General features: G+C 73.7%; 9 protein-coding genes. 5 read left to right on the top strand and 4 right to left on the bottom strand.

Annotated features, from left to right (window positions below; genetic code table 11):
- Positions 1 to 52 precede the first annotated feature (52 nt).
- The 4 genes from LX15_RS12210 to LX15_RS33090 form a co-directional block, all read right to left on the bottom strand.
- Positions 53 to 301 (bottom strand): hypothetical protein, encoded by a 249-nt coding sequence (locus LX15_RS12210; RefSeq protein ID WP_253669652.1) that lies wholly within the window; start codon positions 299 to 301, stop codon positions 53 to 55.
- Between the two features lies 1 nt (position 302).
- The gene (locus LX15_RS12205) at positions 303 to 890 is read right to left on the bottom strand and encodes a hypothetical protein (protein WP_253669651.1); all 588 of its coding nucleotides are present in this window, start codon (positions 888 to 890) and stop codon (positions 303 to 305) included.
- Positions 891 to 1,125: 235 nt separating this feature from the next.
- On the bottom strand, positions 1,126 to 2,283 hold the full coding sequence (locus LX15_RS12200) for a DUF418 domain-containing protein (protein ID WP_253669650.1): 1,158 nt from the start codon (positions 2,281 to 2,283) through the stop codon (positions 1,126 to 1,128).
- A 316-nt stretch (positions 2,284 to 2,599) separates the two neighbouring features.
- Complete coding sequence (locus LX15_RS33090) at positions 2,600 to 3,718, bottom strand: nucleotide disphospho-sugar-binding domain-containing protein (RefSeq protein ID WP_253669649.1); 1,119 nt, start codon at positions 3,716 to 3,718, stop codon at positions 2,600 to 2,602.
- A gap of 642 nt (positions 3,719 to 4,360) precedes the next feature.
- Between LX15_RS33090 and LX15_RS12190 the strand changes: the two genes are divergently transcribed.
- The 5 genes from LX15_RS12190 to LX15_RS12170 all read left to right on the top strand — a co-directional run bounded on the left by LX15_RS12190 (position 4,361) and on the right by LX15_RS12170 (position 11,672).
- Positions 4,361 to 4,561: a hypothetical protein gene (locus LX15_RS12190; RefSeq protein ID WP_253669648.1), complete on the top strand. Its 201-nt coding sequence runs from the start codon at positions 4,361 to 4,363 to the stop codon at positions 4,559 to 4,561.
- A gap of 106 nt (positions 4,562 to 4,667) precedes the next feature.
- Positions 4,668 to 5,405 carry a hypothetical protein gene (locus tag LX15_RS12185; protein WP_253669647.1) on the top strand — a complete coding sequence of 246 codons (738 nt, stop codon included), beginning with the start codon at positions 4,668 to 4,670 and terminating at the stop codon, positions 5,403 to 5,405.
- A gap of 91 nt (positions 5,406 to 5,496) precedes the next feature.
- Positions 5,497 to 6,666, top strand: a complete 1,170-nt coding sequence (locus LX15_RS12180) for an ATP-binding cassette domain-containing protein (RefSeq protein WP_253669646.1) — start codon at positions 5,497 to 5,499, stop codon at positions 6,664 to 6,666.
- Positions 6,666 to 7,535: an ABC-2 transporter permease gene (locus LX15_RS12175; protein WP_253669645.1), complete on the top strand. Its 870-nt coding sequence runs from the start codon at positions 6,666 to 6,668 to the stop codon at positions 7,533 to 7,535. Before LX15_RS12180 ends, LX15_RS12175 begins: the two co-directional genes overlap by 1 nt.
- A gap of 162 nt (positions 7,536 to 7,697) precedes the next feature.
- Positions 7,698 to 11,672 carry an ABC transporter ATP-binding protein gene (locus LX15_RS12170; RefSeq protein ID WP_372502647.1) on the top strand — a complete coding sequence of 1,325 codons (3,975 nt, stop codon included), beginning with the start codon at positions 7,698 to 7,700 and terminating at the stop codon, positions 11,670 to 11,672.
- Positions 11,673 to 12,096 lie beyond the last annotated feature (424 nt).

Below are 12,096 nucleotides of genomic sequence, written 5' to 3'. Positions count from 1 at the left end.
GGGGCGAGCTTCGCGATCCCCACCGACAGAAGGAGGGACGTTCGCCGCAAGATCACCTGGACAGCGGAACGCTCGCCTTCTGCGCTCGGGTTCCGGTTGCCAGCGCGGCATCCCAGTTCAAGGGGCGCGATGGACTTCCCAATCCACGAGGATCGAGCCGCGCCCAGCGCCGCACCGCCGCGATCGATCCCTGATGACACCGGCGTGGATGCGACTGGCCGAGGACGGCCTGGGCATTGCGGTCGTGCTCGGCGAGATGGCCGATGACGCCGGGCAGCTCGCCGCGGGCGCGATCACCCATCTCATTCGTCCAAAGAGGACACGAACCTGAGGCGCCCCGCCGCGCCGGGCGCGGCCGGCCCCGACATCCCGGAGGCCGTCGTGCGCCGCCTCCGGTAGGCGGCGGCCAGCACCAGGACGATCGGACCCCACGCCAGGATGGGGAGGTAGAGCAGACCGACGTCCCAACCGGGAGGTTGCCGGACGGCGTCGGCCGGGCCGACCAGCACCGGAGCCCGGTCCACGAAGCGGAAGACGGTGTTGAGCACGCCGTACAGGCAGAGCGCGAGGACCAGCGACGCGCCCACCACGGCGGTGGTCACGACCAGCCGGGCAGGGATGACGCGACCCCCGACGCCGGGCACCCACTCCGGCACCCGCTCGCCCCACCGGTGGACGAGACCGGGTGTGAGCATCGCGAACCCCAGGGACAGCGCGGAGAGCAGCAGGAGGTACCACCCCTCGTCCGCCATGCTGGTGTCACCGTTGAACGCCTCGGTCGTGCGCCAGACCGCCGAGGGCAGGACACAGAGGGGCACGGCGTACGCGGCCCACACCGCCCATCGCGGCGCGGGTGTCGTCCCGCCCCGCTCCGTCGTCGCCTTGGTCATGACTCTCCCGTCGCCGAACGATCTCCGTCGATCTCCGTCGATCTCCGTTGATCTCCGGCGTCGAGCCTCGCCGTTCCGGAGCGCGGTGACCTCCCACGACGGAACCAACGCGCTCCCCCACGAGAGGGATGTCGCGAAACAGGGCGCACCACGCTGACACGGACGTCGCCCGCCACCACGCAGGGCGCGGTGACGGGCGACGTCCTCCCCGGTCAGTGGCACCAGGCTCGGGTGGTCAGCGAGAGCGTTGGGGAGCCTGCACCGCCCAGCGCCACGCCGCCTCGATCGGCCCCTGCCGGAACCGGCGCTGCCACAGCTCGCTGAAGACCACCAGGACGACGGCGATGCCGAGCCAGGCGATCGGCGTCCAGAGTGGACGGTGGTCGACGAGTGCCGCGGCGAGGCCGAACCCCCAGCCGTAGCAGAGGACCGAGGCCAGGATGTTCTGGAGCATGTAGCAGGTCAGCGCCATCCGCCCGACGGCGGCCAGCCGCGCGGCCAGCCACCCCTGGCGCGGCCGGCGGTGCACCCACCACCCGATGAGCCCGAGGTAGCCGAGCGCGACCAGCGGGGGCAGGACGTAGCGGTCGACGAAGAACAGGTCGCCGGACAGCGACGTCGCCAGGTTCAGCGGGAAGCCGATCCCGAGCCCGAGGACCATCAGGCGACGCCGCAGCACCGGACCCCGCCCGTCGGCCGCGAACGCCCCCGCCCGGTACAGCCTGGCGCCCAGCAGGAACAACGTGACCCCGAGCGGGATCGTGAAGATCGCCTCCGCGCGGAACAGCCCGGCCTGCTGGAGCCGGAACTGGATCTGGTCCAGGTAGCCGCCGTCGGTGTAGATCGTGACCGGGTCGCCCTTCCCCGGACCCGCGCCGCTGACCGCCGAGGTCATCAGGCCCATGAGCAGCAGGTGGACCGCGCCGGCGACGAGCATCCACCGGCGTTGCGCCCGCTCGCTGGTCAGCACCAGGTACGAGACCACGACGCCGGTCACGGCGTAGCCCATGAGGACGTCGAACTCGACAACGAGCACGTAGTGCAGTACGCCGTCGAGGAACAGCAACGCCATCCGCCAGAGGTACCAGCCCGGCCAGCGCCTCCCCCTCCGCGCCGCCGACGCCCGCTGGATCTCCAGCCCGACGCCGAACAGCATCGTCAGCATCGCCAGGAACTTCCCGTTCGCCAGGAAGCGCAGGACGACCTCGACCGGCCCTGACCGCTGGTCCCCCGTGAGCATGCCGATGATGCCGTTCGGATCGGTGAAGATCCAGATGTTGGTGCCCAGCGTGCCCAGGATCGCGATCCCGCGCAGAACGTCCAGCAGGACGATCCGCTCCCCCTCGCCCCGTGCCGACCGCCGGCCGGCCACGGTGTCCATCGCGTTCGTCACGCGACCTAATTTGACACAGTCGTGTTAAAACAGGCCACACCCAATCGGGTGTTGTGACTGGAGTCACGAACCAGGGGGTCGGCGCCACCCAGGAGCGGCCGAGGCGGCCGTCACCCAGCTCCCGGCCGCGCCGCGCCGAGCGCCGGGGTTTCGCGTCTACTGTGGACAGTGATCACGGCGAGAAGACGGTCCACCGCAACGGTTCTCGGTCCTGCGCCGGAACCTGGTCACCTGACCATCTCCGTGGGCACACGGAACGGCCGGTGGCCCGCCGAGGAGAGACCCCGGCGGGCCACCGGCCGTGACGTCCTGGCGGTCAGGTCAGCGACGCCACCAGACGGGGAACAAGCTCGATCGGCGTCGGCTGGGCCTCGATCTCGTCCCGCACCTCCTCCGCCACCGACCGCAGGGCGGCGTCGGAGAACAGCGTTCGCACGGTGTCGGCGTCGAGCGCGGTCTCCTCCGGCGCGAGGCCGAGGCCGCGCTTGACCACGGCCACCGCGTTGAAGTGCTGGTCGGCGCCCTGCGGCAGCACGATCTGCGGCAGGCCCGCCGTCATGGCGGTCATGGTCGTGCCGGAGCCGCCGTGGTGCACGATCGCATCCGAGGCCGCCAACAAGGCGTTGAGCGGCACCCAGTCGGTCACGCGGACGTTGTCCGGCAGCTCGCCCAACGGCGACGGGTCGGCGCCACCGAGGGCCAGCACGAACTCCACGTCCAGCTCCCGCGCGGCGGACACCAGGCTCCGCAGCGCCGTCACGTTCTTGAACACGGTGCCGAGCGTGACCGCCACCCTCGGCCGGGTCCGCTCGACGAGCAGCCACTCCGGCAGGGCCCCGCCGGCGTTGTACGGGACGTACCGCATCGTCCACGCCTGGTCGTCGCCGGTGTACATGCTGGGCGGAGCGATGCTGATCACCGCGCTGCGGGGCGGCTCCCCCGTCACGCCGAACCGCTCGTAGACGGGCGCCATCTTCTCGCGGAGCAGCGCGCGCCGTTCCCTGCTCGCCGTGACACCGAACTCGTGGGCGACGGCCGGCACACCGAGCCGGGCCGCCACCAGCGGGCCGACCCCGTCGATCGGCGAGTGCACGACCAGGTCGGGGCGCCAGTGGTCGGCGAAGGCGACCCCGCGCTCGACCAGGTGCTCCGCCACGACGGTGAACAGCTCCGTCCCGATCTCGATGATCCCCCGCCCTGTCATGTCCTCGGGGGTCAGCCGCGCGAACCGCTCCCGGAAGGGGGCGCCGATCGGCTCGAAGTCGAAGTCGGGCCGGAGGTCCACCGCCGGGAGGCCGGCCGCGACGGCGGCCTCGGTGACCTTGGCCGCCGTGGCCACCACCACCTCGTGGCCGGCGGTCCGCAACGTCCACGCGACGTTGACGAGCGGGAACAGGTGACCGATTCCGGGAGACGACGTCAGGAGGACACGCACGGGCGTTCCTTTCCGCGGAAGTGACGTGATCTTCCCAAACTATCTCTGCGGCTAAGAGTCTTGAAAAGTGATTTACAACAGGGCCGCGAGGGATTGACACGTCACACGCCTCGCCGGCCCACGTCCGCGAGCCCCTGTCCGCGAAGCGGCGGTGGCGGGCTCCCGACGGCGGGCGGCGCGCCCCTCGCGCGCGTCCCGCCGTTCCCCGCGGAACGCTCGGGGCTGGTGTCTCCGCTCTGCCCGCATCCACCCGGCCACGCACCGGCATGATCAGGGATCGGTAGTCCGCCAGCGGGCGCGTGAGCGGGAGAAGACGCCGGCGACCAGCCGTGCACGGGGGGCCGACGGACGTCGGAGCTGGAAAAGAAAGGGGCGGCCCGCTCAACCGGCCTGGGGGTCACCGGGAGCGAGCCGCCGCGTATAGCTTAGCCGCCCCACCAGCGTTGTGGGCAGCAGATCGGCAATCTCCCCCCAAGAAGGGGGAAGGTCCGCCCGTCCGGGTGGCATCTGCCCGCAAACGAGTGATGTTGCCGTGATCTGGTGCGCTCTCCCACCCCCACCACCGATGTCCCCAGCGAACCGAAGCGACGCCGAGCGAGGAGTGCGCCGCCGGACCACCGGCGGCGCATGGGGTGCGTGCCGATGACCGAGCAGCGCTGGTGGGTGGCCTGCCGTGACGCCTTCGGGCGGGACAGGGCGGTGACCGTCCTGGTCGACCACGGCGAGGTGGTGCTGGTGGCGCCACCCGGCGAGGCCGCCGTGCTCTCCGCCCAGGAGACCACGAGGTTGCGCAGCGCGCTCGACGAGGCGGCCAGTTCGAGCGACGGGCGGGCCGCCTCCTAGGACTCCTGGGAGCGGTGTCAGCGAGACGTCCGCCAGGCGCGCCCCACCCGGCACGCGCCAGGACGCCGACGAGGGTGCGGATCACCGCACGGGGACTGGAGGTGGGATGAACCACGTGACGTGGCGAGGGTCGATCCCGGCGTTCGGACGGACGCGCGGCCGCGCGACCCGCTCGTCGGGGGCGACGCCGGACGCCGGGCCCGGCGCCGGCACGGGAACCGCGACGGTCGAACGGCACGGCCACCCGGGCGCGGCGTCCGGCGCGGCGACCGCGCCGGCCCAGGAGCAGGAGGACGGGCTGACCATCACGGCGGTGCTCGACCGGCTCGCCCTGCTGGACCGACTGGCCGCCGAGGGAGAGCCCTCGGCGCTGCTCCCCCTGGCCCGCACCGAGATCCAGCGGCTCGCCGAGGGCTGGCGCCTGCTGCTGCTGGTGCACCAGCCGAACGCCGACGGCCGCTGTCGCGCGTGCCCCGGCCTGCTGCGCCGGCGGCGCCGGTGGCCCTGCCAGCTCTGGCTGACCGCCCACCGCCACCTCATCGGCGACGGCGCGCCGAACCGGGACCGCCGCCGCCCCCTGCGCAACACCCTCGAACTGCTGCGCCGCGCGCGCCTGGCCCGCACCGCCCAACCCGCCCGCGCCGCCGCCCGGCGCCCGGCCGTGCCCGTCGTCCCGCCGGAGGAGCCCGCGGAGATCACCGCCGAGCTGCCGGCGGTCGACGCGGCCCCGCCGTCGCCCATCCCGATCGGCGGCCACCTGGAGACGGACGCCACACGGATCTACGTCGCCCCCGTCGTGGAGCGCTCCGCCCCGGACGGTCGACCCCCTGGCTGCTGCGCCTGACCATGTGTGACCCGGGCTAACCCGGTCTGGTGACCCGCGCTCATACGGCAGGATGACCCTTTGAGTTGCCACCGGTCATCCTGGAGGACGCGTGCACGACGGCAGCGGCCGGATCGTGGTGCAGGGCCTGACGAAACAGTTCGGCCCCGTCACCGCGGTGCAGAACCTCAGCTTCACGGTCGAGCCCGGCTCCGTGACCGGGTTCCTCGGCCCCAACGGCGCCGGCAAGACCACCACCCTGCGCATGCTGCTCGGCCTGGTCACGCCCACGGCGGGCACCGCGACCATCAACGGTCGCCGGTTCGACCAGCTCGGGAACCCGGCGCGGGTGGTCGGCGCGGTGCTGGAGGCCCAGAGCTTCCACCCCAAGCGCACGGCACGGGACCACCTGCGGGTCTACGCGGCGGCCATCGACGTGCCGGACGCCCGGGTGGACCAGGTGCTCGCGCTGGTCGGCCTGACCGAGGCCGCGCGCCGCAAGGCGGGCGGCTTCTCCCTCGGCATGCGGCAGCGCCTGGCGCTGGCCACGGCGCTGCTGGGCGACCCCCAGGTGCTCGTGCTGGACGAGCCGGCCAACGGCCTCGACCCCGAGGGCATCGCCTGGCTGCGGCACTTCCTCCAGCAGTTCGCCCGGTCGGGCCGGACCGTGCTGGTGTCCAGCCACCTGCTGGCCGAGATCGAGCAGACCGTGGACCAGGTGGTCATCATCAGCCGGGGCCAGACCATGTACTACGGCCCGCTGGAGCACCTGCGGCAGTCCCAGAGCACCCGCGTGCTCGTGCAGCCGGCCGACCCGCACGCGCTGGTCGCCGCGCTGAACGAGGCCGGGCTGCACCAGGTCGAGCCGACCCCGGACGGCCGGCTCGCGATCACCGGGGCCGAGAGCAAGCAGGTGGCCGACATCGCCCTGGCGGCCGGCGTCGCCGTCTACGGCATCCAGCAGGAGGCCGTCGACCTGGAGCGGATCTTCTTCCAGCTCACCAGCGGCCAGTACGCGGCGGCCGGGGCCAACCCCTACGCGCAGGCCGCGCCCGCCGGGTACCCCCAGCAGGGCTACCAGGCCCCGCCTGGCTACCAGGCCTCATCCGGCTACCAGGCTCCGCCCGGCTACCAGGTCCCCCAGGGGTACCAGCCTCCGGCCGGCGCGCCCGCCCCCGGGCAGCAGCCGGACCAGCCGACGCAGCCGCCGCAGGGCTACCAGCAACAACCGCCGGGCCAGGGACAGCAGGGCGGTTCCAGTGGTTTCGGAGGTAACGCCTGATGGGCTCCCTGATCAGGGCCGAGTTCCGCAAGATCTTCACCACGAACCTGTGGTGGGGCCTGTTGATCCCGACGGTGCTGCTCGGCGTGTTCTGGAGCTGGGGCTTCTCCGCGCTCGGCACCTCCCTGGTCGAGGGGCTCCGCAGCAGCGAGGCCTTCGAGGGGATCGACGCCGACTCGTGGATGACGTCGGTGTTCGGGTTCGCCAGGGGCGCGAACCTCTCCACCCTGTTCCCGATGATCTTCGGCGCGCTGGCGGTGACCGGCGAGAACTACCGCAGGACCATCACGACGACGTTCCTCACCGCGCCGTCACGCGGCGCGGCGCTCGGCGCCAAGCTCGTCGTCTACGCCCTCATGGGCCTGGGCTTCGGCGTCGTGGTGGCGCTGTCGACCAGCCTCGGCACGGTGCTCGGCGCCGGCAGCACGCCCCTGCCGGGGGCCACGGGCTGGTTCCTGCTGATCCTCTCCACCATCCTGGAGACCGTGCTGTGGACGCTGCTCGGCGTCGGCCTCGGCGCGCTGGTCGGCAACGTCTTCGCCGCCGTGATCGGCCTGTTGTTCTACGCGCTGCTCGTCGAGAACGTGGGTGTGATCGCCCTGAGCAACGTGGTGGGGACGGCGTTCCCGACCGTGCTGCCCAACAGCTCGGCCAGCGGCATGCCGGGCGCGGTCGCCGCCGACCTGTTCCTGAACGGGGTCGGGCCGATCCACCCGATGTTCGAGAAGGAGGCGCGGCTGCTCGTCGAGGCGGCGGCCGGCGCCCAGGGCGCGTTCCCGTGGTGGGCCAACACGCTCATCTTCACCGGCTACACCGCCCTGTTCGTGGTCCTGGGCTGGGTGGGCAGCCGGCGGCGCGACATCAACTGAAGCCCGTCAGACCCGGTCGGCCCGCCGTGACCCGCAGCGTCGCGGCGGGCCGACCGCCGTTCCGGGGCGCGCTCCCTGCCGACCGCGGGGACGGTGTGGCCCACGTCGCCCTCCACTCCGACGAACCGGACGTCATCGGGGGTCGCGCCTAGCCTTGGTCGCGTGACCACAGCGCCCGCGAGCACGAACGCCGACCCGACCGAGGAGGCCGCCGGCCGGGGCCGGTCCGGGCGGGGATGGCTGCGGCGCCTGGCGGCGGCGTGCTGGCGGCACCCGAGGACGGTGGCGCTCTCGGTCGGGTCCTCGGTGCTCGGCGTCAGCCTCCAGGCCGTGGGCCCGCTGCTCACCAGGATCGCGGTGGACGACGCGGTCGCCGGCAGCACCGCCCGGCTGGCCTGGGTGGTCGCCGGCCTGGTCGGGCTCGCGCTGCTGTCCTACGGCGCCGCGTTCGTCCGCCGCTACCTCGGGGGGCGGCTCGCCCTCGACGTCCAGCACGACCTGCGCCGGGCGGTCTTCGCCTCGGTGCAGCGGCTCGACGGCGGCAAGCAGGACGCGATGCGCACCGGCCAGGTGGTGTCGCGCGCCATCACCGACCTCCAGCTCGTGCAGTCGCTGCTGATGATGGTGCCGCTGAGCGTCGGCACGGTCGTCTTCGCGGTGGTCGCCATCGCCGCGATGCTGTGGCTCTCCCCGCTGCTGACGGTCATCGCCCTGCTGGTCGTGCCCGCGGTCGGCGTGGTCGCCTCGCTCGCGCGGCGGAGGCTGTACCCGGCGACCTGGTCGGCCCAACAGCGCGCGGCCGACCTCGCGCAGCACGTCGAGGAGACGGTCACCGGCGTCCGGGTGGTCAAGGGGTTCGGCCAGGAGGACAGGGAGGTCTCCCGGCTGGAACGCGCGGCGCTGCGCCTGTTCGGGGAGCGGATGCGCGTCGCCCGGCTCTCCGCGCGGCCCTCGGCCACGTTGGCCGTGCTCCCCGCGCTCGGCCAGGTCGCCATGCTCGGCCTCGGCGGCTGGCTGGCGCTGCGCGGCGAGGTCAGCCTCGGCACCTTCCTGGCCTTCGCCAGCTACGTCGCCAGCCTGGTCGGACCGGCCCGGCTGATCTCCAGCCTGGTCATGCAGGCCCAGCTCGCCAGGGCCGGCGTCGAGCGGGTGTACGAGCTGGTCGACTCCCAGCCGGAGGTGCGGGAGGCCGACGACGCCAGGGACGTGCCCGACGGGCCGGTCGGGGTGCGGCTGGACGGGGTGCGGTTCGGCTACACGCGCAGCGAGCCGGTGCTGGACGGCGTGTCGCTGACGGTGGCGCCCGGCGAGACGCTCGCGCTGGTGGGCACGGCGGGCTCGGGGAAGTCGACGGTGTCGCTGCTCCTCCCCCGGTTCTACGACCCGCACGAGGGCTCGGTGCGGATCGGGCCGCCCGGCGAGGAGATCGACGTCCGCGAGCTGCGGCTGGCCTCGCTGCGCGGGACCGTGGGCGTGGTCTTCGAGGAGGCGTTCCTGTTCTCCGACTCGGTCAGGGCCAACATCGCCTACGGCCGGCCGGACGCCTCCCCCGCCGAGGTCGAGGCCGCGGCGCGGGCCGCGGAGGCGCACGGCTTCATCAGCGCGTTGCCGGAGGGCTACGACACCAGGGTCGGGGAACGCGGCCTGACCCTGTCCGGCGGGCAACGCCAGCGCATCGCGCTGGCCAGGGCGCTGCTGAGCGACCCGAGGGTCCTCGTGCTCGACGACGCCACCTCGGCGGTGGACCCGGCCACCGAGGCCGCCATCCACGCCACCCTGCGGTCGGTCACGGCGGAGCGCACGACCATCCTCATCGCCCACCGGCGCTCGACGCTGGCGCTGGCCGACCGCATCGCCGTGCTCGACGGCGGCCACGTCGTCGACGTGGGCACGAGGGAGGAGCTGGAGCGGCGGTGCCCGCTGTTCCGCGCGCTGCTCTCGGGCGCGGGCGACGACATCGAGGACCCCCGGGCGCAGGCTCCGGTCGACCTGGAACCGGGCCGGGACGGCGTCACACCCGCCCTGTGGCCCGACCGGGAGCCGGACGAGGCGGCCGGCGGAGCCGTCGCCTCCCGCTCGGACCGGCTGCCGGCCGTGACCGGGGCGCGCACTCCGCGCTCGGGCCGCGTGCTGGGAGCGGCGGGCGGGGCCGCCGACGCGGTGGGCGCGCAGCCGCCCACACCGGAGCTGCTGGCCAGGGTCGAGGCCCTGCCGCCGGCGACCGACCGGCCGAGGCTGGACGGGGTCGACCCGAGGGCCGCCGACCCGCGCTTCCGGCTCCGCCGGCTGCTGCGCCTGGTGCGGTGGCCCCTGCTGGTCACGGTCCTGTGCGTGGCGGGGGACGCCGCCATGTCGGTCCTGCTGCCCTCGCTCGTGCGGCACGGCGTGGACTCGGGCGTGCACGTCGGGCAGGGCGTCGCGCTGCGGGACGCCGTGCTCGTCGGGCTGGTCGTGGTCGCCGTGGGGTGGCTGCTGGTGGCGACCCAGGCCGTGGTCACCGCGCGCGCCGGCGAGACCCTGCTCTACGTGCTCCGCGTGCGCAGCTTCGCGCACCTGCAACGGCTCGGGCTGGACTACTACGAGCGCGAGCTGGCCGGCCGGATCATGACCAGGATGACCACCGACGTCGACGCGTTGTCGACGTTCCTCCAGACCGGGCTGGCCACGGCCGTGGTCAGCCTGCTCACCCTGGTCGGCATCACCGGAGCGCTGCTGCTCATCGACCTGCCGTTGGCGCTGGTGGCGCTGAGCGTGCTGCCCGTGCTGGCCGTGGCCACCCTGGTGTTCCGCCGGTTGTCGTCCCGCGCCTACGCCGAGGCCAGGGAGCGCGTCAGCGCGGTCAACGCCGACCTCCAGGAGAACGTCTCCGGGCTGCGGGTGGCGCAGGCGTACACCAGGGAGGAGCGCTCGGCCCAGGCATTCGCCGAGCGCAGCGACGCCTACCGGCGGTCGCGGCTGCGCGCCCAGCGCTACATCGCCACCTACTTCCCGTTCGTCACGTTGTTGTCCGACCTGGCGCAGGCCGCCGTGCTGGCGGTCGGCGCGCACCGCGTGGCCGCCGGCACGCTCACCCCCGGCGTGTTGCTCGCGTTCCTGCTCTACCTCGGGCTCTTCTTCACGCCCGTGCAGCAGCTCTCCAACGTCTTCGACGGCTACCAGCAGGCCAGTGTCGGCCTGCGGCGCATCGGCGACCTGCTGCGCACCCCCACCTCGGTGCCGCCGGCCGAGGACCCGGTGCCGGTGCGGGGCCGGCTGCGGGGCGAGGTGGAGCTGCGGGACGTGGTCTTCCAGTACTCCGACACCGACCGGCCCGCGCTGGACGGCGTGTCGCTGCGCGTCGCGCCCGGCGAGACCGTCGCGTTGGTCGGCGCGACGGGCGCGGGCAAGTCGACGCTGGTCAAGCTCATCGCCCGGTTCTACGACGCGACCGGGGGCCAGGTCATGGTCGACGGCGTCGACGTGCGGCGCTACGACCTGACCGCCTTCCGCCGCCGGCTCGGCGTGGTGCCGCAGGAGGCGCACCTGTTCACCGGCGACGTCGCGGACAACATCGGCTACGGCCGGCCGGACGCCGGCCCGGCCGAGATCGAGGCCGCGGCCAGGGCCGTCGGCGCGACACCGATGGTGGCCTCGCTGCCCGCCCGGTTCCGGCAGGAGGTCGGCGAGCGGGGCCAGGGCCTGTCCGCCGGCCAGCGCCAGCTCGTCGCCCTGGCCAGGGCCGAGCTGGTGGACCCGGACGTGTTGTTGCTGGACGAGGCCACGGCCGCGCTCGACCCTGCGACGGAGGCCGCGGTGCTGGCCGCCAGCGACCGGCTCACGCAGCGCAGGACGACGTTCGTCGTGGCGCACCGCCTCGCGACGGCGGCGCGCGCCGACCGGGTCGTGGTGCTGGAGGGCGGCCGGATCGTGGAGGAGGGCAGCCACGCCGAGCTGCTCGCGGCCGGCGGCGCGTACGCGCGTCTGTGGGCGGCCGGGTCGGGCGGGGACGGTTCGGTCGTGGACGGCTCCCCTGAGGGAGCACCGGCGGGAGCACCGGAGGGAGCCGCGGAGGCGGTCGGGGACGGGGCCGGAGGGCGGCGGGCGGTCCTCGGGCGCGACGGCGGGCAGCTCGCGGCCGGCGGCGGTCCGTCGGCGTGACGGCCACCCGCACGTGCCGGGCGGTTCTTGCCCCGGGGTGACGTGGGCGCGGGACGGCTCACCCGGCCGCCCCGACGTGACGCCCCGACGCCACCAGTTGATCACTCAGCGTGACAGGCGGTCGGCGACCGTTCGGCGCAGCGCGGCCGCCGCCCGGCGCACGCGCCCGGGGCCGGCGGCGCTCCGCCACCACACCCCGGTGCGGTGATCCAATCCGGCATTGGGTCCGAACCCGACAACGAGGAGTAGTCACAGCCGGGGCGTTCCGTCGGACGAGTCAGACCAGAGTGGTGAGAGACAGGGCCGAACGAGTGACGGAGGGTCTTCCGGATCGATCCTGTGACCCACCCCTCTCCCCCAGGGGGCGACCGTGTACCAAGACGCGCCCGCGGGGGACTAGCCTGAAAACCGAGTGTGACTACCC

The organism is Streptoalloteichus tenebrarius (assembly GCF_024171885.1).
GTDB classification, from domain to species: Bacteria; Actinomycetota; Actinomycetes; order Mycobacteriales; family Pseudonocardiaceae; genus Streptoalloteichus; species Streptoalloteichus tenebrarius.
This window is presented reverse-complemented; position numbering and strand designations above follow the sequence as displayed.